General features: G+C 71.6%; 20 protein-coding genes. 10 read left to right on the top strand and 10 right to left on the bottom strand.

The features are described 5' to 3' along the window. Window positions 1-50: 50 nt before the first annotated feature. A complete protein-coding gene (cofE, locus tag ACWXWW_RS13880; protein WP_455970385.1) occupies window positions 51-815 on the bottom strand; it encodes a coenzyme F420-0:L-glutamate ligase in 765 nt (254 codons plus the stop codon). A 5-nt stretch (window positions 816-820) separates the two neighbouring features. Beyond that, window positions 821-1,330, bottom strand: a complete 510-nt coding sequence (locus tag ACWXWW_RS13885) for a GNAT family N-acetyltransferase (RefSeq protein WP_271174330.1) — start codon at window positions 1,328-1,330, stop codon at window positions 821-823. 120 nt (window positions 1,331-1,450) lie between these two features. Here ACWXWW_RS13885 and ACWXWW_RS13890 point away from each other — a divergent pair, with 120 nt between their 5' ends. Both ACWXWW_RS13890 and ACWXWW_RS13895 read left to right on the top strand, forming a co-directional pair. Further along, window positions 1,451-2,008 (top strand): acyl-CoA thioesterase, encoded by a 558-nt coding sequence (locus ACWXWW_RS13890; RefSeq protein WP_282980090.1) that lies wholly within the window; start codon window positions 1,451-1,453, stop codon window positions 2,006-2,008. Between the two features lie 33 nt (window positions 2,009-2,041). Continuing rightward, window positions 2,042-3,346: a hypothetical protein gene (locus ACWXWW_RS13895; protein ID WP_455970386.1), complete on the top strand. Its 1,305-nt coding sequence runs from the start codon at window positions 2,042-2,044 to the stop codon at window positions 3,344-3,346. On the opposite strand, the gene ACWXWW_RS13900 is transcribed toward ACWXWW_RS13895, so the two are convergent. Genes ACWXWW_RS13900 through ACWXWW_RS13910 form a run of 3 tightly spaced genes read right to left on the bottom strand, consistent with a single transcriptional unit; the run spans window position 3,236 to window position 5,050 of the window. Further along, window positions 3,236-3,760 (bottom strand): hypothetical protein, encoded by a 525-nt coding sequence (locus ACWXWW_RS13900; protein ID WP_421076028.1) that lies wholly within the window; start codon window positions 3,758-3,760, stop codon window positions 3,236-3,238. The two genes, ACWXWW_RS13895 and ACWXWW_RS13900, sit on opposite strands and share 111 nt — an antisense overlap. A 1-nt stretch (window position 3,761) precedes the next feature. Further along, window positions 3,762-4,322, bottom strand: coding sequence for a hypothetical protein (locus ACWXWW_RS13905; RefSeq protein WP_421076029.1), 561 nt, complete (start codon window positions 4,320-4,322; stop codon window positions 3,762-3,764). Further along, window positions 4,319-5,050, bottom strand: a complete 732-nt coding sequence (locus tag ACWXWW_RS13910; RefSeq protein ID WP_455970388.1) for a hypothetical protein — start codon at window positions 5,048-5,050, stop codon at window positions 4,319-4,321. The genes ACWXWW_RS13905 and ACWXWW_RS13910 overlap by 4 nt, the downstream gene beginning before the upstream one ends. Window positions 5,051-5,127: 77 nt before the next feature. Here ACWXWW_RS13910 and ACWXWW_RS13915 point away from each other — a divergent pair, with 77 nt between their 5' ends. From ACWXWW_RS13915 to ACWXWW_RS13930, 4 genes are all read left to right on the top strand, one after another. Next, window positions 5,128-8,856 (top strand): proline dehydrogenase family protein, encoded by a 3,729-nt coding sequence (locus ACWXWW_RS13915; RefSeq protein ID WP_455970390.1) that lies wholly within the window; start codon window positions 5,128-5,130, stop codon window positions 8,854-8,856. Window positions 8,857-9,242: 386 nt separating this feature from the next. After that, window positions 9,243-10,112, top strand: coding sequence for a dimethylargininase (gene ddaH / locus ACWXWW_RS13920; RefSeq protein WP_282980086.1), 870 nt, complete (start codon window positions 9,243-9,245; stop codon window positions 10,110-10,112). Further along, window positions 10,109-11,308 (top strand): ornithine--oxo-acid transaminase, encoded by a 1,200-nt coding sequence (gene rocD / locus ACWXWW_RS13925; RefSeq protein WP_455970392.1) that lies wholly within the window; start codon window positions 10,109-10,111, stop codon window positions 11,306-11,308. Before ddaH ends, rocD begins: the two co-directional genes overlap by 4 nt. 189 nt (window positions 11,309-11,497) lie before the next feature. Then, entirely contained in the window at window positions 11,498-12,784 is a 1,287-nt protein-coding gene (locus ACWXWW_RS13930) for an MFS transporter (RefSeq protein ID WP_455970394.1), read from the top strand. Between the two features lie 59 nt (window positions 12,785-12,843). Here ACWXWW_RS13930 and ACWXWW_RS13935 read toward each other — a convergent pair whose 3' ends face one another. Genes ACWXWW_RS13935 through ACWXWW_RS13945 form a run of 3 tightly spaced genes read right to left on the bottom strand, consistent with a single transcriptional unit; the run spans window position 12,844 to window position 15,070 of the window. Then, on the bottom strand, window positions 12,844-13,197 hold the full coding sequence (locus ACWXWW_RS13935) for an L-rhamnose mutarotase (protein ID WP_282980080.1): 354 nt from the start codon (window positions 13,195-13,197) through the stop codon (window positions 12,844-12,846). Window positions 13,198-13,250: 53 nt separating this feature from the next. Beyond that, window positions 13,251-14,624, bottom strand: a complete 1,374-nt coding sequence (locus ACWXWW_RS13940) for an MFS transporter (protein ID WP_455970431.1) — start codon at window positions 14,622-14,624, stop codon at window positions 13,251-13,253. 5 nt (window positions 14,625-14,629) lie between these two features. Beyond that, window positions 14,630-15,070 (bottom strand): MarR family winged helix-turn-helix transcriptional regulator, encoded by a 441-nt coding sequence (locus ACWXWW_RS13945; RefSeq protein ID WP_271174323.1) that lies wholly within the window; start codon window positions 15,068-15,070, stop codon window positions 14,630-14,632. Window positions 15,071-15,129: 59 nt separating this feature from the next. Between ACWXWW_RS13945 and ACWXWW_RS13950 the strand changes: the two genes are divergently transcribed. The 3 genes from ACWXWW_RS13950 to ACWXWW_RS13960 are packed head-to-tail and all read left to right on the top strand — an operon-like array spanning window position 15,130 to window position 18,104. Further along, window positions 15,130-15,987, top strand: coding sequence for an alpha/beta fold hydrolase (locus ACWXWW_RS13950; protein ID WP_455970396.1), 858 nt, complete (start codon window positions 15,130-15,132; stop codon window positions 15,985-15,987). A 60-nt stretch (window positions 15,988-16,047) separates the two neighbouring features. Continuing rightward, window positions 16,048-17,097 (top strand): lipoyl protein ligase domain-containing protein, encoded by a 1,050-nt coding sequence (locus ACWXWW_RS13955; protein WP_324013884.1) that lies wholly within the window; start codon window positions 16,048-16,050, stop codon window positions 17,095-17,097. Then, complete coding sequence (locus ACWXWW_RS13960; protein ID WP_324013887.1) at window positions 17,094-18,104, top strand: DNA-methyltransferase; 1,011 nt, start codon at window positions 17,094-17,096, stop codon at window positions 18,102-18,104. The genes ACWXWW_RS13955 and ACWXWW_RS13960 overlap by 4 nt, the downstream gene beginning before the upstream one ends. A 56-nt stretch (window positions 18,105-18,160) precedes the next feature. On the opposite strand, the gene ACWXWW_RS13965 is transcribed toward ACWXWW_RS13960, so the two are convergent. Then, the gene (locus ACWXWW_RS13965; protein ID WP_455970398.1) at window positions 18,161-20,203 is read right to left on the bottom strand and encodes a 5'-nucleotidase C-terminal domain-containing protein; all 2,043 of its coding nucleotides are present in this window, start codon (window positions 20,201-20,203) and stop codon (window positions 18,161-18,163) included. Window positions 20,204-20,319: 116 nt separating this feature from the next. Here ACWXWW_RS13965 and ACWXWW_RS13970 point away from each other — a divergent pair, with 116 nt between their 5' ends. Beyond that, entirely contained in the window at window positions 20,320-21,303 is a 984-nt protein-coding gene (locus tag ACWXWW_RS13970) for an LLM class F420-dependent oxidoreductase (protein ID WP_455970400.1), read from the top strand. Window positions 21,304-21,313: 10 nt separating this feature from the next. Here the strand turns inward: ACWXWW_RS13970 and ACWXWW_RS13975 are convergent, their stop codons facing one another. Next, on the bottom strand, window positions 21,314-22,813 hold the full coding sequence (locus ACWXWW_RS13975; protein ID WP_455970402.1) for a carboxylesterase/lipase family protein: 1,500 nt from the start codon (window positions 22,811-22,813) through the stop codon (window positions 21,314-21,316). Window positions 22,814-22,829: the final 16 nt, after the last annotated feature.

The following is a 22,829-nucleotide window of genomic DNA, read 5'->3' on the forward strand; positions in this document are numbered from 1 at the left end:
GCGCCCATTCTTCACCTGGCGCTTATATAAGTCAATGCTTAACTCGACGGTCAGCGCGCGGCGCGGCCGGCGGCGTAGCCCTCGGCGTACGCCTCGTCGGCGCCGAGTCGGAACATGTCGCGCTCCCCGGTGCGCACGATCGACCGGGCGCCCGGCAGGTCGAGGTCGCCGACGAGGTCGCCGCGCCCGCGCACGACCGCGACGGGCATCCCCGTCGCCTTCCGCTTGACGAGGTCGGCTGCGGCGCACAGCTCGTCCGCGACGCACGGGAGGGTCACGACGAGCGGACGGCCCTGCGCGTCGACCTCGCCGCGCAGATCCTCGAAGACGTGCACGCCGCCCGCGCCGATCGCGTGGTCGGTCTGCCCGTCGCGCCAGGCTCGGCCGAGGGTGTCCGAGACGAGCACCCCGAGGCGCACGCCGAACCGGTCCCGGAGCGCCGCCGCGAGCGCGCGAGCCGACGTATCCGGATCCTCGGGCAGCAGCAGGACCGTGCCCTCGGGCGTGTTCGAGGCGTCGACGCCGGCCGCCGCCGACACGATCCCGAGCCGGTTCTCGACGATGCGCGTCGTGTGGCCGGACGGAGCGGTGCGCGTCGCGACGACGCGAACGGTCTCGCGCGTGATGGCGTCCTCGCGGTCGTCGGCGACCACGAACCGCCCCTCGGCCTTCGAGACGATCTTGCTCGTGACGACGAGGATGTCGCCGTCCGCCACCGGGACATCCGCCGCCGCGAGCGCGTCGCCGATGAGCTGGGCGAGGTCGTCGTCCGCCGTCACCTCGCCGATGCCGGCGAGCGCCCAGATCTGCAGCACGCGCTTCAGCTGCGCGAGTAGCGCACCTCGGTGATCGTCTCACCGAGGAACGCCTCTTCGCGCCGGCCGCCGTCGAGGCGCAGGTTGCGCTTCTCGTAGAAGTCGCGGGCGCCGGGGTACTGCTCGGCCAGCCACAGGTACAGCGGCTCGTCCTTCTCGACGACCGCGTCGAAGAGCGCGCGGCCGATGCCCTTGCGGTGCCACGAGTCGAGCAGGTACACGAAGTACAGCTCCCGGGCGGCCGGGGCGTCCGTGTCGCGCGCCGGACCGGAGCCCGCGAAGCCGATGATCTCGCCGTCGACGAGAGCGGCGGCCATCCGGTACTCGGGGCCGAGAGCCGTGTAGTGGGTCCAGAGCTCGGCCAGGCGCTTGGGCGAGACGTTCTCGAGCGTGGCCTTGCTGATCAGCTGGTCGTAGGTCTCGTGCCAGACCTTCGCGTGCACGCGTCCGAGTGCCTCGACGTCGACATCGCGGACAGGTCGGACGAGCACGTCGGCGTGCGTTTCGGTGGCCATGCCGTCAGATTACGCGCGCCCCGAGGAGGGGCGAAATCGGAGGGGGATGGCCGGCCGCGGGGTTGTGGGACGAGCACAAGGAAAGCGGCCCGGGCGCGCGCCGCCGATAGCGTCCGGATCGTGAACGTGCTCTGGCGAACCCTCTTCGTGATGCTCCGAGCGAAGCTGCGCAGGCGCCGTCGCGGGACGCGGCCCCTCACCGACGTCTACCGCATCCGTCTCCGCGTGCTGCCGACCGACATCGACCTCCTGCGGCATCTCAACAACGGGCGCTACCTGTCGCTGTTCGACCTGGGGCGCTGGGACATGCTCGAGCAGGCCGGACTCACCGATGTCTTCCGCGCCCGCGGCTGGTACCCGGTCGTCTCGAGCGAGACGATCACCTTCCGCCGCTCGCTCGACCTGTGGCAGAGGTTCGACCTCGAGACGCGCTGGATCGGCCGCGACGACCGCGCGCTCTACATGGAGCACCGCGCCGTGGTCGACGGCGAGGTCTTCGCGCGCGCCATCGTGCGGGCGCGCCTCCTCGGCCCCGGCGGGCCGGTTCCGCACGACGACCTGTTCGCCGCGGTGCACGTGCCCGAGGGCCTTCCCGAGGTCGACGAGTGGATCCACACGTGGGCCGACGCGGCGGCGCTGCCGTCGACGCGGCGCCCCGCCCCCAGCATCTGGGACTGATGTCGCCCGGTCCCGGGGCAGTACCGTGAACGCATGCTCCGGATGCTCGGGACCATGGGGAGGCTGCTGCTCGCGCACTGGCCTGCGCTGCTGGCGTGGTTCCTCTTCGGGCAGCTCGGGCGCCACCTCGCGGTCGAGGCCGCCGCCTACGTGGGGCTCTACTCGGGCATCGGCGGGCTCATGCTCCTCGCGCTCGGCGTGCTGTTCCGGCTCGTCGCGCTCGTCGCGATGCTCCTCGTGATGCGGGACGGGATGGCCGCGCTGCAGCAGGTCGCGCCGACTCCCGTCGATCGCCGAGAGCGGCGCGACTTCTTCATCGACGCCCTGATCGCGGCGATGATCCCGTTCATCGCGTTCTACGTGGCGGCCGGCTATCTCGAGGAGGACCGGCTGGACTGGGCTCGGCGCGCGGGCGAGCTCTACGCGACGGACCTCGGCTGGGGAGACAGCGGCGCCGACCTCTCGCGGATCGTCGAGGTCGAGGTGAGCGCGCTGACGATCGTGCTCATCGTGGCCGCGTTCACGGGACGCGCTCTCTGGACGAGGTTCCGCGACCGGCTGCCCGAGTGGACGGCGGCCGTCGCCGTGGTCTTCGAGCTCGTGTGGACCTTCTGCGTCGGCTTCATCATCCAGTCCTTCTCCGCGCCCGTCCGCGACTGGGTCGAGAGCCGTGCCGCGACGGCCTGGGCCGAGGGCGTCGGCGACGCCATCGCCCGCGCGGCGGCTCCCGTCGCGTGGGCGTGGGAAGCACTCTGGTGGCTGGTCACGCAGCTCGTCGAGGTCGTCTCCCTGCCGCTGGCGTGGCTCGCGATCGCGGGCGTCGTCTACGGCGTCGCGATCAGCGCGCGCGGGCTCGAGCTCGATCACCGCGTCATCCGGGCGGCGCGCACGCGCCTGTCGCGCCTGCCCGCGTCCGCGCAGCGACGGCTGAACGACCTCGGCGGGATGGCCGCGTCGCGCGTCGCGCCCATCTACGGCGCGATCCGGCTGATGCTCCGAGGCGGGCCCGTTCTCATCGGCGGGTTCATCCTGCTGTACAGCGTGACGCTCCTGCTCGAGCCCGTCCTCCTCTACGCGATCACGCGCCTCGTCGGCCCGCACGATCTCGCGACGTTTTGGGGCGTCTTCGATCGGCTGATCCTCCTGGTCATGCCGCTGATCGTCGAGCCGCTGCGGCTCGCGCTCGTCGCGTCCGCCTATGACGCGACCCTCGATCGCGTCGTGCTGTCAGCGGGGCAGCTCGAGACGGACGAACGCCGGGGTCTCGCCCTGGACCGGGATGTCGAGAGCAAGGGCGCCGTCGACCTGGCGAGGGACGAGGAAGCTCAAGCCGAGTAGGAAATCCCCGTCGGACGCGTCGCAGAACGCGTCGACCTCCGGGTCGTAGGGCACGTCGAGGTCGGGCGGGTTCGCATTCCACTGCCGGTGCGAGCCGCCGATCTCGCTGAGGCGGATGATGCTGCAGGCGAGTTCGTCGTCCGAGGGCGACACCTCGACGGTGACCGTGATCGCCCGCCCGCCGGGAGGCAGCGGCGACGTGACCTCCGTCGAGACGTCCTCCACGCTGCGCACGCGCCAGGTGGCGCCGCCGAACGCGCCGGTCTCGCCGGCGGCGACCGTGTGCGGGAAGACCGGCATCGTCTCGTGTCGCGACCACCACGCGGGGCCGCCGATGCCGGCGATCGCGCCGACGAGGAGCACGCCGAGCGCCGTCAGGGCGAGGGCGTTGCGTCGCAGCCAGGACCTCTGCATCTCAGCCGCTCCATCCGAGGGGCAGGAGCTCGACCGACGGCCGCACCTCGAGGGAGCCGAGGTCGAGGTCGAGGGAGATCAGTGCGTCGACCCACGGCTCGAGCTCGGTGCCGATGTCGATGCGGGCCCGCTCGTCGGCGGCTTCCAGCGGCAGCTCGAAGGCGACGCTGCCGGTGCGCGGAAGCCCGACGTGGGTGGGGGCGCGATAGAGGGAGTCCTCCGGGCGCTCGCTCGCCGTGTACACCGTGCCGTCGTCGAGGGTCAGCCGCACGTGCTCGAGGGAGCGGTCGGCGTCGGTCTCCATGGCGGCGATCTCCAGGTCGAGGACCAGCCACATCCCCGTGTCCCGCCATCCGCTCTCGTCCGAGATGCGCTCGCCGAGCCGTGCGTCCGTGACGGCGCCCGCGAGCGTGCGGGTCTCGACGTGCTCGCCGACCGATGCCCAGGTGCGGAACGGCTCGCGCATGACGTCGTCGTCGGGGGTGAGCTGCATGACGCCCCAGGCCGCGCCGACGAGGGCGAGGCCGGCGCCCCAGCGGAGGGCGGCTGCGCGCCGGATCACGATGCCCCGCTTCCGAGGTCCTCGACGGTGAGGGAGACGGTCGCGGCTTCGGCGAAGTCCGTCCACTCGTCCTCGTGCTCGAAGGTCGTGTAGACGAAGAGCTCGGGGTCGCGGAGGGCGATCTCCACGGGCTCGCCGTCGGCATAGCGATCACCCGGGACGACCCAGGACAGCACCAGGGTCTCGGGCACATGCGGCTGCAGCACGACGCCCGACGTCTCGTCCTCCAGGCGCACGACGCTCATCTCGGCGTCCCGGTCGAACTCGTCGAGCTCCGTGTGCGGCGCGAGCACGCTCGACTGCAGGGTCGTCGTCGCGTAGAGGGGCCGGTCCCACCGGCTCTCGACGTCGACGACCAGGGCGAACACGCGGTCGTCGGAGTCGTCGTCGGGGTTGCTCCCCGACCCGGACAGCTCGTCGATGACGATCGCGCGCTGCACCGTGATCCGCAGGGCGTCGTTCACGTGGTCCTCGCCCGCGGCGACCGAGACGATCGTGGGCGGGGGCACGGGCGCGTCCTCGAGACCGCCGAACATGGCCGTGGCGCCGAGCGCGAGCCCGGTGAGGATGGTGGCGCTCCACCCTGTGGGGATCCGGTCGATGAGGTTCCGCGCCCACGCGCCGAGGGCGGGTGCTCCTCCGCCGCTGAGCGCGGCCGCGTTCACGGCGGTCGCCGCCGACTCCGACGCGGCGGCCTCCGTCGGCCGCGCGCCCTCCGCCTCCTCCATGACGCAGAGCATACGACTCAGCAGACCCACATCATCCATGCCCGCCGCCGCGGGGATCGCGCTCGTAGGCTGAGCGCATGGCCGAGCAGACACCATCCGAGGGCACGGACGAACTGGTCGAGCGCTCCGTCGCGCTCGCGCGGCGCTGGGTCCACGAGGCGGCTGAGGCGGAGGTCGATCCGGCCGCGAAGCGGCTCGCCGGCGTGCTGCAGGATCCGAACGGCCTGCCCTTCACGCTCGGCTTCGTCGACGGGGTCATGCGCCCCGAGAGCCTCTCGGCAGCGGCGTCGCAGCTCGCCCGCATCGCGCCGAAGGCCCCGCGGTTCCTGCCCTGGTACCTCCGCCGCGCCGTGCAGGCGGGCGGCGTCCTCGCTCCTGTCGCCCCGATCGCGGTCGTCCCGGCGGCCCGCGCCGCTCTGCGGCGGATGGTCGGGCACCTCATCGTCGACGCGCGGCCGGAGAAGCTCGGGCCGGCGATCGAGAAGCTCCGCGAGAAGGGTGCGCGGCTCAACCTCAATCTCCTCGGCGAGGCCGTGCTGGGCGAGAAGGAGGCGCGGCGTCGCCTCGAGGGCATCCACGATCTCGTCCGCCGCCCCGACGTGGACTACGTGTCGGTCAAGGTGTCCGCGATCGCGAGCCGCCTCTCGATGTGGGCGTTCGATGAGACCGTGGAGCTCGTCGCCGAGCGGCTCCTGCCCCTCTACCTCTCCGCGGCGAAGAACGGCACGTTCCTCAACCTCGATATGGAGGAGTACCGCGACCTCGATCTCACCATCGCGGTCTTCCAGCGCGTGCTCGACGACCCGAGACTGCACGGCTACCACGCCGGGATCGTGCTGCAGACGTACCTGCCCGACGCGCTGCCGGCGCTCGACCGCCTGACGGACTGGGCGACCGAGCGCGTCGAGGGCGACGGCGCGCCCATCAAGATCCGGCTCGTCAAGGGCGCGAACCTGGCGATGGAGCGGGTGGACGCGACTCTGCACGGGTGGGAGCAGGCGCCGTACGACACCAAGCTCGACACCGACGCCAACTACATCCGCTGCCTGCGGGCGGCCTTCTCGCTCGAGCGCACGCGGGCCGTCCGCATCGGGGTAGCCGGCCACAACCTCTTCGACATCGCCTACGCGTGGCTGCTCGCGGGGGAGCGCTCGGTGCGCGATGCGATCGAGTTCGAGATGCTCCTCGGGATGGCCGAGGGCCAGATGAAGGCGGTCTCGCGCGAGGTCGGGCGCGTGCTCCTCTACGTCCCCGTCGTGCACCCCGACGAGTTCGACGTCGCCGTGAGCTACCTCGTGCGGCGTCTCGAGGAGAACGCATCGAGCGAGAACTTCCTGTCGGCCGCCTTCTCGCTGCACGAGGACGAGACGCTCTTCGCGCGCGAGGAGAACCGCTTCGCGGGCGCCGTGCGCCGAGCCGACGACGCGTCTCTCGCGCGCGGGCCGCGCCGTGCGCAACGGCGGGCCGACGACGCGGACCTCGATGGCGGCTCGGGCGACGCGGCGTCGGATGGCGATGGCCAGCTCACGCAGGTCGTGCTCGACATCGCGGCCGGCGAATCCGCGTCGGCCGCAGGCTTCGAGGACGACTGGGTCGAGACCGCCGTCTTCGCGCGAAAGGAGAGCGCGGTGGCGGCAGGCGCGCCGGGGTTCCGGAACACCCCGGACACCGATCCCGCCCTGGTCGCGAACCGGGAATGGGCGCGGGAGATCCTCGCCCGCATTCCCGACTCGCGGGCAGGAGCCGACACCGTCGCGACGTCGCACGTCGCGAACGCCGCCGCGCTCGACGAGATCGTCGAGCGGGTGCGCACGGCGGGCAGGGAGTGGGGCGCGCGCCCCGCGGCCGAGCGCGCCGCCGTGCTGCGCCGTGCCGCCCGGGCGCTCGAGGCGCGGCGGGCCGAGCTCATCGAGGTCGCCGCGTCGGAGACCGGCAAGGTGCTCGCCGAGGCCGACACCGAGGTGAGCGAGGCCGTCGACTTCGCGAACTACTACGCCGCGAACGCAGGCGAGCTCGACCGCGTGGCCGGGGCCGTCTTCCAGCCGTCGGCGGTCACGGTCGTGGCACCGCCCTGGAACTTCCCCATCGCCATCCCGTCAGGCGGCGTGCTCGCCGCGCTCGCCGCGGGCTCGGGCGTCGTCTTCAAGCCCGCGCACCTGTCGCGGCGCTGCGCGGCGGTCGTCGCCGAGGCGCTCTGGGACGCGGGCGTGCCCCGAGACGCGCTCGCCCTCGTCGCGCTCGACGAGCCAGAGCTCGGGCAGCGCCTCGTCTCGCATCCCGCCGTCGAGCGCGTGATCCTCACGGGCTCGTGGGACACGGCGCGGCTCTTCCGGTCGTGGCGCCCCGATCTGCCGATCCTCGCCGAGACGAGCGGCAAGAACGCGATCGTCGTGGCGCCGTCGGCGGATCTCGACCTCGCTGCGGCCGATGTCGTGCGCAGCGCGTTCGGCCACGCCGGGCAGAAGTGCTCTGCCGCATCGCTCGCGATCCTCGTCGGGCCGGTCGGCCGCTCCCGGCGCTTCGCGCGGCAGCTCGTCGACGCCACCCGGTCGCTGCGCGTCGGACCGCCGCACGACCCGCTCTCCGAGATGGGGCCGGTGATCGAGGAGCCGCAGGGCAAGCTCGCGTGGGCGCTCACGGAGCTCGAGGAGGGAGAGTCGTGGCTCCTCAAGCCGCGCCGTCTCGAGGACGCTGATGCCCGCTACTGGACACCGGGCATCCGGATCGGCGTGCGGCCCGATTCGCGCTTCCACCGCGAGGAGTTCTTCGGGCCCGTGCTCGGGATCATGCACGCCGCAAGCCTCGAGCAGGCGATCGAGCTGCAGAACGCCGTCGACTACGGTCTCACCGCCGGTCTGCACACGCTCGACCCCGACGACCTCGAGCAGTGGCTCGAGACCGTGCAGGCCGGGAACCTCTACGTCAACCGCGGCATCACGGGCGCGATCGTGCAGCGGCAGCCGTTCGGCGGCTGGAAGCGCTCGTCGGTCGGAGCGGGCGCCAAGGCCGGCGGGCCGAACTACCTCGTCGGCCTCGGATCGTGGCGCGCGACGAGCGGAGGCCCGTCGTCGCAGTCGCTGCACCTGCGCGGGCTCGACACGCGCATCGCCGCGCTCATCGAGGCCGCGCAGCCCTCGCTGTCGTACGACGAGTTCGAGTGGCTGCGGCGCGGCGCGCTGTCCGACGCGATCGCGTGGGACCGCGAGTTCGGCCGCGTCAAGGACGTCTCGCGGCTCGGAATCGAGCGCAACCTCTTCCGCTACCGTGCGGCCTCTGTCGCGATCCGCGCGACCGCCGACGCTCCGTGGCAGGCCGTGCTGCGGGTCGTGATCGCGGGCGTCCGAGCCGCCGACTGGTTCTCCCTCAGCGTGCCGTCGGGGCTCCCGGCGGCCGTGCGCCGTGCGCTCGGCGAGCTCGACGTGCCGGTCTTCGTCGAGAGCGACGCGGAGTGGATCGAGCGGATGGCCGGAGCCGCGCCCGCCGACGAGGCCCTCGAGGGCGGTGAGGATCGAGACGTCTCCGACGAGGAGGCCGACGATGCGGCGGTGCCGACCTCGGAGGACATCCTCGGTATCCGACGCGAGCGGCCGTCCCGCGCGCGCCTCGTCGGATCGCGCGAGAGCGTCGAGCGTCTGCATCGAGCGCTCGCCGCACGCGTCGAGGGCGATCCCGATCTCGCGGTCTATGCGGGAGAGGTCACCACGGCCGGACGCCTCGAGCTGCTGCCGTTCCTGCGCGAGCAGTCGATCTCGATCACGGCGCACCGCTTCGGCAATCCCGACGACCGCTTCTCCGACGTGATCTGACGCTCAGCGCGGCGCGGGGGCTGATCGTCTCCGACGCGGGGCGCGGTCGCGTGTCCGGCGTCGCGCTGGCGTGTCCCGAGTCGCGCAGGCGTGCCGGGGGTCGCGCAGGCGTGTCCGCATTCGGATCGGTGGGGCGCGTGTGCGCGTGTCGGCCCCAGGAGCTCACACCAGCCCCACCGGTCCGAATCCGGGAGCGTTCACCGGCAGCGGGCGCTCACAGCAGGCACGCCTTCGGCAAGATCGTCGTGGTGCCCTGACGCCGCGTTCTCACCGACGACTCGGGATTGCCGTGGAAGAATGACCTCGGCGTGCCCGGATCGCGGCTTCCAGCTCCGCCGGGCCTCTGGACAGCGTCCGCCACCCGTTGCCACGACGAGGAGCGAAATATGTCCGTCGCGTCTCCCGCGCCCACCGAGGCGCCGACTCGCACTCAGCACAAGCGGCGCTATCTGATGTGCCGCCCCGAGCACTTCACCGTGTCGTACTCGATCAACCCGTGGATGGAGCCGACGCGGCCGACCGACACCGCGCGGGCGGTCGCCCAGTGGCAGGTGCTCTACGACACCTACCGCGAGCTGGGGCACGAGGTCGAGCTCATCGAGCCCCTCGCCGACTACCCCGACATGGTCTACACGGCGAACGGCGGCTTCGTCATCGACGGCATCGCGTACGGGCCGAGCTTCCGCTATGTCGAGCGCCAGGGCGAGGCGCCCGCGTTCATCGACTGGTTCCGCGCGAACGGCTTCGAGACGGTCGTGCCCGAGGAGGTCAACGAGGGCGAAGGCGACTTCCTCCTCGCGGGCGACGTCATCCTGGCGGGTACGGGCTTCCGGTCGACGGGCGACAGCCACGCCGAGGTGGCCCGCGTGTTCGGCCGAGAGGTGATCAGCCTCAACCTCGTCGACCCTCGGTTCTATCACCTCGACACGGCGCTCAGCGTGCTCGACCCGGTCGAGGACGAGACGACCGGGCCCGCGAACATCGCCTATCTCCCCGGCGCATTCGACGAGCGCAGCCGCGCGATCCTCGAGGAGCGGTTCCCCGACGCGATCCAGGTCTCGGATGAGGACGGCGCCGTCTTCGGCCTGAACTCCGCCAGCGACGGGTACAACGTCTTCATCTCGCCGCGCGCGAAGGGCTTCGAGGCACAGCTGCGCGAGCGCGGGTACAACCCGGTGCTCATCGACCTGTCCGAGCTCCTGCTCGGCGGCGGCGGCATCAAGTGCTGCACGCTCGAGCTGCGGGGCGCGAAGTGACCACGGCCGAGGCCGCGACGAGCCACGTCGCGCACAACTACCACCCCCTTCCCGTCGTCATCGCGGGCGGCGAGGGCGCGTGGGTGACGGATGTCGAGGGCAAGCGGTACCTCGACATGCTCGCGGGGTACTCGGCCCTCAACTTCGGCCACCGGCACCCCGACCTCGTCGCGGCCGCGACGGAGCAGCTGGGGCGGATCACGCTGACGAGCCGCGCGTTCGACAACGACCGCCTCGAGCCGTTCGCGACGGCACTCGCCGAGCTGTGCGGCAAGGACCTCGTCCTCCCCATGAACACCGGCGCCGAGGCCGTCGAGACCGGCATCAAGGTGGCGCGGGCGTGGGGCTACCGGGTGAAGGGCATCGCCGACGACCGCGCGAAGATCGTGGTCGCACACGGCAACTTCCACGGCCGCACGACGACGATCGTGGGCTTCAGCGACGACCCCGAGGCGCACGACGACTTCGGGCCGTTCCCGGCCGGATTCGTGGCCGTGCCCTACGGCGACGCCGACGCGCTCGCCGCGGCGATCGACGACGACACGGCAGCCGTGCTCATCGAGCCGATCCAGGGCGAGGCGGGCGTCGTGATCCCGCCGGATGGCTACCTCCGACGGGTGCGCGAGGTCACGCGCGAGCGCAACGTGCTCTTCATCGCGGACGAGATCCAGTCGGGGCTCGGCCGCGTGGGCGAGACGTTCGCGTGCGATCGCGAGGGCGTGGTCCCCGACGTCTACCTGCTCGGCAAGGCACTCGGCGGCGGCATCCTGCCCGTGTCGGCTGTCGTCGCGGATGCCGACGTGCTGGGCGTCATCCGCCCGGGTGAGCACGGGTCCACGTTCGGCGGCAATCCGCTGTCTGCGGCCGTGGCGCTTCGCGTCGTCGAGCTGCTCGCGACCGGCGAGTTCCAGAAGCGCGCGCAGCTGCTCGGTGCGCACCTGCGGGAGAAGCTCGAGGCGCTCGTGGGGCAGGGCGTCACCGAGATCCGCGTCGCCGGGCTCTGGGCCGGTGTCGACATCGACCCGTCCATCGGCACGGGGCGTCAGGTGTCGGAGGCGCTCATGGCGCGCGGCGTGCTCGTCAAGGACACCCACGGGCAGACCATCCGGATCGCCCCGCCGCTCGTCATCCGCGCGACCGAGATCGACTGGGCGCTCGAGCAGCTCCAGGTCGTGCTGGCGGATCTCGCCGGCTGACCCCCGTTCCTCCGGAAGCCCTCCGCCCCGACAGGGGTCGGAGGGCTTCTGTCGTCCGGCGGCTTGCGGATGGTCCGCGCGCCGCGTAAGGTACCGACTCGGCGTCGTTGAATCGTTTTATGAGAGCGGTCACATCGGAGCGCGAGGACGCGGACGACGTCGAACGGATTCAAGGAAGAGACGACTCACATGGCACGCATCGGAGCGAAATCGACCACGGGGTGGAAGGCCACCATCTCGGTCGCGATGTCCAACTACATCGAAGCGGGCTCGATCATCGCGATCGCGACGAGCCTCGGATTCTGGCAGGCGCAGTTCGGGTTCACCGACGGCTTCGCGGGCCTCCTCGCCGCGCTCAGCGCGAACGCGTTCGGCGCGGCGATCGGAGCGATCATCGGCGGGCCGCTGTGCGACCGGTTCGGGCGCAAGTTCATCTACACCTACGACCTCATGGTCTACATGGTCGGCGTGCTCATCGCGGCATTCGCCGTGAACGAGTGGATGCTGCTCGCGGCGTTCGTCATCACGGGCATCGCCGTCGGCGCGGGCGTGCCCGCCTCATGGACCTACATCGCCGAGGAGGCGCCCGCCGACAAGCGCGCGGCCCACGTCGGCACGGCGCAGCTCGCCTGGTCGGTGGGCCCGATGATCGGCTTCCTGCTCGCTGCTCTGCTGGAACCGCTCGGACTGCTCGGCTCGCGCATCATCTTCGTGCACCTCTTCGTCGTCGCCTTCGTCACGTGGTGGGTGCGACAGGGGCTCTCCGAGTCGAAGCGCTGGAAGGCCTCGCGCGACGACGCCTCCGCCAACGCGATCGGCGGCAAGGGGCTCAAGGCGCTCTTCGGGCGCAAGCAGAACCTCACGGCGCTGCTGTTCCTCATCGGCGTCTACGGTTTCTGGAACACCGTCGCGGGCCAGGCCGGCATCTTCATGCCGCGTGTCTACGACGCGGCGGGCCTCACCAACGCGCAGCAGCAGTTCTTCCTGCAGTCGCTGCTGTGGCTCTTCACCGTGCTCGGCACCTACTTCGGGTTCATGCGCTTCGCCGACCGCGTCTCCCGTCGCCTGCTCTATGTGATCGGCGCGGTCATGGGGATCGCCGGATGGGTGGTGCTCGTCTACCTGCCGGCCTCCGCCGTCACGATGCTCGCGTTCGCGGTGCTGTGGGGCTTCGCCTCGGGCATCGGCGCGCAAGCGTTCTACGGCCTCTGGACCGCCGAGCTGTTCTCGACCCGCTACCGCGCGTCGGCGCAGGGCGTGCTGTTCTTCGCCGCTCGCATCATGGTGGGCATCCTGAGCTACGGCTTCCCGGTCTGGCTGACCACGATGGGCCTGCACGGACTCGGCGCGCTGCTCATCGCCATCCTCGCGGTCGCCCTGCTCGTCGGCGCGATCTGGGCGCCCGAGACGCGCGGCAAGACGCTCGAGGAGATCGAGGAGGAGCGCTACGGCGCTCCCGCGAAGTCGCTCGTCTGAGCTCCCGCAACACGAAGCCCTCCTGCGCCGACCGGCGCAGGAGGGCTTCGTCGTCGCTGCTAGGCGCCGCGGGCGTCGGCGAGCTGCGACTCGAGGTGGAACACCTCGGGGAACGTCTCGGCCGCCTGGTCGGCGCGGCCGTCGAGCGACACGAAGAAGGGTGCCATCGACTCCTCCCAGCGCGCCGCGACCTCCGACTCCGCGAGGTAGGCCTGCGCGGCGGCGTCATCGTCGGTCTCGTAGAACCCGATGAGCTCCCCGCCGCCCAGGTGGAAGATCGAGTAGTTCCGCCGCCCGGCTGCGGCGATCTCCTCGAGCATCTCCGGCCACACCGGGCTGTGGCGCGCGATGTACTCGTCGAGCATCTCGGGCTTCACCCGGAGACGGAAGCAGACGCGGGTCGTGGAGCTCATGGGCGGGGCCTCTCTCGATGGCGGGCAAGCGCTTTCATGCTAGCCGTCGAGCCTCAGCGGCCGCGTCGCGCCATCCGCTCGTCCTCGTCCTCGTCCTCGTCGTCGATGCGGATGGCCGTGGTCTGGGCCACCTGGTCGCTGAACTCCTCCGGCGCGACGGTCGGATTGGCCTTCGTGATGATGTCGAGCGGCCGGGTCTCGTCGAGGGAGACGCCGAGGCGGCGGTCGGCATCGCGGTGCAGGCGCCCCGACCAGATGACCCACGTGAGCCCGATCAGGCTCGCGAGCACGCCGGCCGTGCCGCCGAGGATGATGGCGGCGCGAGGGCCGAACGCGTCGGCGACCCACCCCGCGATCGGCGCGCCGATCGGGGTCGATCCCATGATGACCGCCATGTAGAGGGCGAGCACGCGGCCGCGCAGGGCCGGGTCGGAGTTCGTCTGCACGTAGCCGTTCGCGGTGGTGAGCATCGTCACCGTGCCGAAGCCGACGAAGACGAGGGCGGCGGCATACGTCCAGTAGCTCGGCATCGCCGCCGACACGAGCGACGCGACGCCGAAGCCGCCCGCTGCGATCATGACGACGCGCAGCCGGGCGCGCTCGCGTCGGGCGGCGAGCAGTGCGCCCGTGAGCGAGCCGATCGCGAGCACCGAGCTCAGCAGCCCGTAGCCGTCCGCACCGTGCCCGAACTCGATCGCCATGGTCGACGCGAAGATCGGGAAGTTCATGCCGAACGCGCCCACGAGGAACACCATGACGAACGCGACGATGAGGTCGGGGCGACGGGAGACGTAGCGGAAGCCGTCGGCGACGCGCGCCGCGCCCTGGCTGCGCACGCGCGGCACGAGCTCGTCGCGGCGCATGAGCATGAGCGCCACGATCATGGCGAGGAAGGTGGCGGCGTTCACGAAGAACACCCATCCGCTCCCGACCGCGACGATGAGCAGACCGCCCACGGCCGGGCCGATGAGGCGCGCCATGTTGAATGACGCCGAGTTCAGCGCCACGGCGTTGGCCGCGTACCGGCGCTCGACGACGTCCGACACGAACGCCTGCCGCGCGGGGCTGTCGAAGGCGTTCGCGACGCCGAAGGCCAGCGCGAAGAGCAGCATGAGCGGCAGGGTCATCACGCCGGCGAGGAGGAGCGCGCCGACCCCGAGCGCGAGGAGCAGGAGCACGCCCTGCGTGACCATGAGAAGACGTCGCCGGTCGAAGCGATCGGCGACCCAGCCGGTCACGCTCACGAGCACGAGCGGCGGGCCGAATTGGAGCGCCATCGTGACGCCCATGGCCGTCGCGTCGTTGTCGGTGAGCTCGGTCAGGACGACCCAGTCCTGTGCCGTCGACTGCATCCATCCGCCGACGTTGGAGATGAGGGCCCCGAGGAACCAGATGCGGTAGTTGAATGAGGCGAACGAGCGGAACATCGCGTTCATCGCTCGACCTCCCGCATGATGATCGCCGCCGCGCTGCGGAGCGTCTGGCGGTCTTCGGGTGACAGGTCGGCGAGCACCTTCGAGAGCCACTCGTCGCGTCGCCGCGCGGTCTCCTCGACGACGCGACGCCCGCTCTCGGTGATCTGGATGTCGACCTTGCGCCGGTCATCGCCGTTCTCGGTGCGGCTGAGGTGGCCGAGCTCCTCGAGGCAGTTGACCGTCCGGTTCATGGATGGCGCGGTGATGCCCTCGCGCTCGGCGAGCGCGGACAGCGTGTGCGGCCCGTGCACCTTGAGAGCGACGAGCACGGCGAACTGCCCGTCGGTCATGTCCGAGACGGCGCGCTGCTGCTTGAGCCGCCGGGAGAGGCGGAAGACGGCGGCCCGGATCTCGGAGGCGTCGGAGGAGAGCTTCGTCGATGCGGATTGTTTAGCCATGTCAACCATTAGCATAGCTCATTAGCTTTGCTAAATAAAGGGGTGTGTACGATCGACGCATGCCCGAGTTCGTCGACGCGCACGGCGTCGCCATCGTGTACGACGTCTACGAGCCGGAGGGGCGGCCCCGCGGTGTCGTCCAGGTGCTCCACGGCGTCGGGGAGCACGCGGGGCGCTATGCCGCGCTCGCCGAGGCGCTGACCGGGGCCGGCTTCGCGGTCTACGCCGACGACCATCGCGGTCACGGCCGCACGGGCATGCGCCAGCACGGTGACGCGGCGAAGCTCGGTCGCCTCGGCATCGGCGGGCACCGCGCGGCGGTCGACGCCGTCTGGCAGCTGTCGCGGCGGATCCGCGACGAGCGCCCGGGCCTCCCGCTCGTGCTCCTCGGCCACTCGTGGGGATCCTTCCTCGCGCAGATCCTCTTCGACGCCCACCCCGAGGCGTACGACGCGGTCGTCCTCGTCGGCTCGTCGCTGCGGTGGCCGGGCGCCCTGAACCCGGGCGACCTCAACGCGCCGTGGAAGGCGCCGGGCGCGACCGGCGTCGAGTGGCTCTCGACCGACCCGGCCGTGCAGAAGGCGTTCCTCGACGATCCGCTCACGGTCAACGTGCCGCTCGTCAAGCTGTTCGGCGTGGTCGAGGCCGCCCGGATCTACGGGCGCCCCCGCCGCGACCTCCGCGAGCGGGCGGGGGCCGACGTCCCCGTGCTCCTCCTCGTCGGGCGCGACGACACGGTCGGCGGTCCGCGCGGCGTGCACAAGCTCGCGCAGGCGTATCGGGAGCGCGCCGGGCTGACGGATGTGACGACGCTCGTCTACGACGGGCGGCACGAGATCCTCAACGAGCCCGTGCAGGGGCGCGTGCGCGCCGACATCCTCGCCTGGCTCGACGCGCGCGTGCCGGCGCGGTCGTAGCGTGCGAGAGAGCGCTCGCTCTCTCGGCGTCGTCTCGACGCGACGACGTAGGCTGGACGCGTGCACGGCGAGTACAAGGTCCCCGGTGGAAAGCTCGTGGTCGTCGACCTCGAGGTCGAGGCCGGGAGGATCAGCTCCTTCCACCTGGCGGGCGACTTCTTCCTCGAGCCCGACACGGCGCTCGACGACATCAACCGCGCGCTGATCGGCATGCCCGACACTGCCGACGTCCCGGCGATCGCCGCGGCCATCCGCGCGCGCCTCCCCGAGGGCGTCCAGATGCTCGGGTTCACGCCGGAGGCCGTCGGCACGGCCGTGCGCCGCGCGCTCGTGACGGCGTCGACCTGGACCGACTTCGAGTGGGAGATCATCGACGACCCCGCCGTCTCGCCGCTCGTCAACCTCGCGCTCGACGAGGTGCTCACGGGGCGCGTGGGCGACGGTCGCCGCAAGCCGACGCTCCGCATCTGGGAGTGGGACGAGTCGGCGGTCGTGATCGGCTCGTTCCAGTCGTACCGCAACGAGGTCGACCCCGAGGGCGCCGCACGCCACGGCTTCCAGGTCGTCCGCCGCATCTCGGGCGGCGGCGCCATGCTCATGGGCGCCGGGCAGATCATCACCTACTCGCTCTACGTGCCGGCATCGCTCGTGGCGGGCCTCACGTTCGCCGACTCGTACGCCTTCCTCGACGACTGGGTGCTGCAGGCGCTGCGCGGGCTCGGCATCGAGGCGACCTACCAGCCGCTCAACGACATCGCGAGCCCCTCGGGCAAGATCGGCGGGGCGGCGCAGAAGCGGCTCGCGAACGGCGGGGTCCTCCACCACGCGACGCTCTCGTACGACATCGATGGCCAGGTCATGACCGAGGTCCTGCGGATCGGGCGCGAGAAGCTCAGCGACAAGGGCACGGCGTCGGCCGCGAAGCGCGTCGACCCGATCCGCAGTCAGACGGGCATGTCGCGCCGCGAGATCATCGACCGCTTCATGGCGTCGTTCCAGGCGTTCACCGGCGCCGAGCGCGGGCACGTGGCGCCTGACGAGCTCGCAGAGGCCGAGGAGCTCGTGCGCACCAAGTTCGCGACCGACGCGTGGCTCCACCGCGTCCCGTGAGCCAGGACATCCTCGACGACGCACCGCTCGCCGCCCTCACACCGGGCCGCGGCGCGGTCGCGATCCACTACGGCGACAACCTCGACGTCGCGGCACGGCTGCCCGACGGTGCCTTCACCATCGCGTACCTCGACCCGCCGTTCAACACGGGGCGCGGCCGCGAGACCGACGAGAGCCGCCGCGGCTTCTCGATCCACGTGCCCGACGAGCCCGAGGCGGCGGCGGATGCCCCCGAGCCCGTCCTCGAGGACGGCGCGCTCTTCGGGAGCCCGGACGGCGCCGACATCGCGGCGATCGACGCGCACGAGGCCGAGGTCCGCGCGGCGACGCACACGGGCTTCCACGGCCGCAGCTACGAGCGCGTGCGGGGTGCGCTGCGCACCTTCGACGACCGGTTCGACGACTACTGGGGCTTCCTCATGCCGCGGATCGAGGAGGCCTGGCGGCTCCTCGCCGACGACGGCACGCTCTACCTGCATCTCGACTACCGCGAGGCGCACTACGCCAAGGTGATGCTCGACGCGGTCTTCGGGCGCGACGCATTCCTCAACGAGCTCATCTGGGCATACGACTACGGGGCGAAGTCGCGCCGCCGATGGCCGACGAAGCACGACACGATCCTCGTCTACGTCAAGGACCCCGACCGCTACTGGTTCGATTCCGAGGCCGTCGACCGCGAGCCGTACATGGCCCCCGGACTCGTCACGCGCGAGAAGGCGCGTCGCGGCAAGCTGCCGACGGATGTCTGGTGGCACACGATCGTGCCGACGAGCGGGGCGGAGCGGACCGGATACGCGACGCAGAAGCCCGAGGGCATCCTGCGCCGCATCATCCAGGCCTCCTCGCGCCCGGGGGATCGCGTCCTCGACATGTTCGCGGGCAGCGGGACGACCGGAGCGGTCGCCGCAGCGCTCGGCCGTGACGCGGTGCTCATCGACGACAACCCCGACGCCATCCGGATCATGGGAGACCGCATCCCCGACGCGCGCGTCGTTCTCCGCAGGTAGCGCCTGCCCCCCTGTGCAGGGCGGCGGGGGACACATGCCGCCCCCGCCGCCCCTCCTCAGGCTCGGCGCCGGCGCGCCGCGAGGACCACGGCCCCCGCTGCGATCACGAGGACGCCGGCGACGACGGTGCCGATGACCGTCGAGCCGCCCGTCGGCGCAAGCGGAGCATCCTCGTCGGCCTCGGGCGAGGGCGCTGAGGTGGGCGCGGGCGAGGGCGCCGCGGTCGGCTCGGCAGTGGGCTCCGGCGAGGGAGCGGCAGTCGGCTCCGCAGTCGGCTCCGGGGTGGGCGCCGGCGATGGCGCCTCCTCGACGGGCGAGGTGGTCAGGGACCAGTTCTCGGTGAAGAAGTCGGCCGGGTCGATCACGCCGCGCGACTGCGCCCAGTCCACGAGCAGCTGCCGGATCTCGAGGCGCTCGTCGTAGACGACGGGCGCCTCCGCGACGTGCGGGTAGCCCGAGCCGCCGCTCTGCCGGTAGTTGTTGACGGCGAGCACGAACTGCTCGTCATCGGACACGGGGGTGCCGTCGGGGTGACGGAGCCCCGTGATGCGCTCGCCGACCGGCTGCGAGATGTCGATCGTGTAGTCGAGCCCGGTGAGCACGTCGTACGCGTAGTCGGGGATGCCCTCAGGGGCATCCTCGTAGCGGGCGTTCGTGCCGTTCTCGGGATCGAACTCGGCGCCCTCCTCCGTCTGGACGAAGTAGCGCGCGGAGTGCTCGAGGTAGTCCTGCACCTGCGCGCCCGTGAGCACGACGCCGAGAAGCGTGTTCTCGTAGATGTAGAGGCCTGCGAGATCGCGGATGGTGACCTCGCCCTGCGGGAAGCGCGCCGTCCGCGAGAACGGCGACGCCTGGGAGAGCACCGGCAGGTCGGCGTACTCCGTCGTGTCGAGCGCGTTCGCGACGGTCTCGGCCTGAACCTCGCTGATGAAGTCGATGATCGGGGTGTCCTCGTAGCGCGACGTCTCGGTGCGCAGCTCCTCGGTCGACGTCGCGACCGGGGTGTTGACGTACGACACCGTGGTGTCGTGCGCGCGCTGAACCGCCTCGGCGAGCCCGGCGCTCTCGCCGATCCCCTCTCGGCCGTAGTGCGGCACGACGACCGGGGCGTGGCCATCCGACCAGTCGACGCGGAAGCCGTCGCCGTCGGCGACGAGCGTCAGGTCGACCTGGCTCGCGCTGCGCGCCCAGTACTCCGGCTGGGTGATGAGCACCTTCTCGCCCGCGGCGTTCTCGACGACCTCCTCCGGCTCGTCCTGATGACTGTGGCCGGCCACGACGACGTCGATGCCCGGCACCTGGGTCGCGATGTTGCGGGCGGCGTCCTCCTCGAGCAGAGCCGGGTCGTAGTCCGCGTCGGCAGTAGTGCCCTTGCCCGTGTGCGCGAGCACGACGACCACATCGGCCTGCTCCTCGACCACGGGCACCCACTCCGCCGCGGTCTCGACGACGTCGCGGAACTCCAGCACGCCGTCGACGATCGCCTTGTCCCACACCCGAACGCCGGGGGTCACGACCCCCAGCACGCCGATCGTGACGGTCTCGCCGTCGATCTCGCGATCGATGAGCGTGTAGGGCTCGTGATAGGGCTCGCCGGTCGCGACGTCGATGACGTTCGCGCCGAGAAGCGGAGCGTCGAGGCCCTGCTCGTAGGCGGCGAGGAGGTCGAGACCGTAGTTGTACTCGTGGTTGCCGACGACCTGCGCGTCGTAGCCGATCGCGTCGAACGCCGTCGCCATGGGGTGCTCGAGCTCGCCCGACAGCACGGACGGCGCTCCGTCGCCCATCCCGTAGTAGTAGGTGAGGGGAGTGCCCTGGATCGCATCGCCGTTGTCGAGGACGACGACCGACTCGGCGCCCTTCTCCGCGCGCACCTGATCGACGGCGGTGGCGACCCGGGTGAGCCCGAGTGCGTCGTCGGCGGGGAACGGCGCGTTCTGGAAGTAGTCCCAGTCCACGACGTGTCCGTGCACGTCGGTCGTGGCCATGAGCGTGAGCGGGATGCGCCGCTCTGCGTCGTCCGGAGCGGCCGATGCGGCGGGTGCCGCCGGCAGCAGGACGAGCAGGGCGGCGGCGGGCGCGGCGATGATCCTGCGCATGAGTGCCTTCCTGGTTCGGGAGAGGGGAGAGGGCGTCGCGGTGGCGACGGGGGACACCTTACGGGGGCCCGATGACATGCGGATGTCGCGCGCGGGAAGGCGGGTACCCTGGCGGCATGCGCTTCGGAACCTTCATACCCCAGGGCTGGCGTCACGACCTCGTCGGCATCGATCCGGCTGAGCAGTGGAGCGCGATGCTGTCGCTCGCGCAGGCCGCGGACGCCGGTCCGTGGGAGTCGCTGTGGGTCTACGACCACTTCCACACGACGCCGGTGCCGTCGCGCGAGGCTACTCACGAGGCGTGGACCCTCATGTCGGCGTTCGCGGCGTCGACGAGCCGCGTCCGCCTCGGGCAGATGTGCACGTGCATGGGCTATCGCAACCCCGCATACCTCGCGAAGGTCGCCGCGACAGTCGACCATGTCTCGCGCGGGCGCGTCGAGATGGGCATCGGCGGCGGATGGTACGAGCACGAGTGGCGCGCGTACGGGTACGGATTCCCGAAGATCGGCGATCGACTCCGGATGCTCCGCGAGGGTGTCGAGATCATGAAGCAGGCGTGGGAGACGGGGGAGGCGACCCTCGACGGCCGCTTCTACCAGGTCGACGGCGCGATCGTCGAGCCCCGGCCCATCCAGCGCCCCGGCATCCCGTTCTGGATCTCGGGCGGCGGCGAGAAGGTCACCCTGAAGATCGCCGCGGAGTACGCGCAGTACACGAACTTCGCCGGCGCGCCCGACGCGTTCGCCCACAAGAGCGCCGTGCTTCGCGAGCACTGCGACGCCATCGGCCGCGACTTCGCCGAGATCGTCCGGTCGGCGAACTACAACACGGTCATCGGCGAGACCGAGTCCGAGGTCGAGGAGCGCCTCGCGGCGATCGAGGCGCGCGTCCGGCCGCATCTCGGCGACGCGACGGATGGCTTCATCGGCGAGTACCGGGGAGCGGTCGCGGTGGGCACGGTCGAGCAGGTGACCGAGCGCCTCGCCGCGCTCGGCGACCAGGGACTGGCCTACGCGATCCACTACTTCCCCGAGGCCGCCTACGACCGGTCGGGCGTCGAGCTGTTCGAGCAGAAGGTGATCCCGTCGCTCAGCTGAGCGCGCGGCCTCACGCGAGCGGGATCGCCCCGTCGTACGCGTCCAGCGACTCGGTCTCCGCGGTCGCGGGGTGCGCGAACACGCGAGACGGCGTCGAGCCCGCTGACCAGGGGCTCCAATCGGCCGCGCGGGTCCGGAGGAAGCCGACCGCCGCGCCGTGGACGGCGTCGGCGAGCTCCTGCGGCGGGTCCTCGCCGGTCATGAGGTCGACGCCCTCGGCGTCGAGCACGTCGAAGAAGAACGGCACGTCGAGGCAGTGGAGCGACCACCCGCGCGCCGGCGACACCCACTCGAAGCGGTAGGCCCAGGTGCGGCCGCCCGAGGTCGCGGCCGATCGCGCGCGGGCGATGCGCACCACGTGGCGGCGGAAGAGCGCGTCGGTGACGAAGCGGCCGATCGCGGCGGGAACGCCGCGCTCGCGCCGCAGCTCCGCGTTCGCCCGGAGGTAGGCGCGGCGCCGCTTCCGAGGGAGCCCGAGCACGGTCAGGACGAGCCAGGCCGGAACCCAGCGGAGCCACCGGCTGTGGTCGTCGACGATCATCGAGAACTCGTCGTCCGTGGTGCCGATCACGAGGGGCTTGTCGGAGCCGACGCCCTTCGCGAGAGCACGCAGAGTCGGCTCGAGGATGAGCTCGCCGTCGATCGCAGGACCCAGCCGCAGGCCATCCGACAGCACGGCCTGGGCGCCGTGCAGATCGCGCATGGCGATGAGGTCCTTCGCGGCGTCGCGCACCTGCTTCTCGGTGAGCGCGCGCCATCCCGCCACGGTCGGCTCGACGCCTCCCTCCGCTGCGGCCCGGCGCCCGAAGCGCTCGGCCTCCTCGGGCGTGATCACGCCGATCGTGGCCGACATCGCCCAGACCGCCGAGAAGAGGTGCTGCGCCGCGGGCATCCCGAGAAGGGTGAGCACCGCTCCGCCGCCGGCCGACTGGCCCGCGATCGTCACGCGGGTGGGGTCGCCGCCGAAGGAGCGGATGTTGCGCTGCACCCACTCGAGGGCGGCGAGCCAGTCCCGCACCCCGCGGTTGCTCGGCGCGTCGGCGATCCAGCCGAACCCGTCGAAGCCGAGGCGGTACGACGCCGTTACGACGACGACGCCATCGCGGGCGAACGAGCGCCCGTCGTACCAGGGGCTCGCGATCGAGCCGGAGACGTAGGCGCCGCCGTGGAAGTACACGAGGACGGGAAGCTGCGCACCCGGATCGGTCGTCGGGGTGAACACGTTGACGTTGAGCGTCGAGCGACCGGGGACCGACGGCTCCGGGATGAGCGTGATGCCGGTCGCCCCGCGCTGCGGCGTCGCCCCCTGCCGGGTGGCGTCGAGCACGCCATCCCAGGGCTCGTGCGGCGCGGGCGCCTGGAAGCGGAGGCGCCCGATCGGCGGCTGCGCGAACGGGATGCCGAGGAACGTCGCGCAGTCCCGGCGCCAGAACCCGCGCACGCGGCCCGCCTCGGTGTCGACGACGGGCTGCTCGACGCGGTGCGGATCGGTCGGGATGCGCGCGGTCACGGTTCCAGTATCGCCG

This window comes from Microbacterium sp. KNMS (genome assembly GCF_053851835.1).

Bases quoted from the DNA above. Each gene is read 5' to 3' on its own strand.
- ACWXWW_RS13885 (WP_271174330.1), bottom strand. From the start codon at position 1,330: ATGGCCACCGAAACGCACGCCGACGTGCTCGTCCGACCTGTCCGCGAT.
- ACWXWW_RS13895 (WP_455970386.1), top strand. From the start codon at position 2,042: ATGCTCCGGATGCTCGGGACCATGGGGAGGCTGCTGCTCGCGCACTGG.
- ACWXWW_RS13900 (WP_421076028.1), bottom strand. From the start codon at position 3,760: ATGCAGAGGTCCTGGCTGCGACGCAACGCCCTCGCCCTGACGGCGCTC.
- ACWXWW_RS13910 (WP_455970388.1), bottom strand. From the start codon at position 5,050: ATGGAGGAGGCGGAGGGCGCGCGGCCGACGGAGGCCGCCGCGTCGGAG.
- ACWXWW_RS13915 (WP_455970390.1), top strand. From the start codon at position 5,128: ATGGCCGAGCAGACACCATCCGAGGGCACGGACGAACTGGTCGAGCGC.
- ddaH (WP_282980086.1), top strand. From the start codon at position 9,243: ATGTCCGTCGCGTCTCCCGCGCCCACCGAGGCGCCGACTCGCACTCAG.
- ACWXWW_RS13930 (WP_455970394.1), top strand. From the start codon at position 11,498: ATGGCACGCATCGGAGCGAAATCGACCACGGGGTGGAAGGCCACCATC.
- ACWXWW_RS13935 (WP_282980080.1), bottom strand. From the start codon at position 13,197: ATGAGCTCCACGACCCGCGTCTGCTTCCGTCTCCGGGTGAAGCCCGAG.
- ACWXWW_RS13940 (WP_455970431.1), bottom strand. From the start codon at position 14,624: ATGTTCCGCTCGTTCGCCTCATTCAACTACCGCATCTGGTTCCTCGGG.
- ACWXWW_RS13945 (WP_271174323.1), bottom strand. From the start codon at position 15,070: ATGGCTAAACAATCCGCATCGACGAAGCTCTCCTCCGACGCCTCCGAG.
- ACWXWW_RS13950 (WP_455970396.1), top strand. From the start codon at position 15,130: ATGCCCGAGTTCGTCGACGCGCACGGCGTCGCCATCGTGTACGACGTC.
- ACWXWW_RS13965 (WP_455970398.1), bottom strand. From the start codon at position 20,203: ATGCGCAGGATCATCGCCGCGCCCGCCGCCGCCCTGCTCGTCCTGCTG.
- ACWXWW_RS13970 (WP_455970400.1), top strand. From the start codon at position 20,320: ATGCGCTTCGGAACCTTCATACCCCAGGGCTGGCGTCACGACCTCGTC.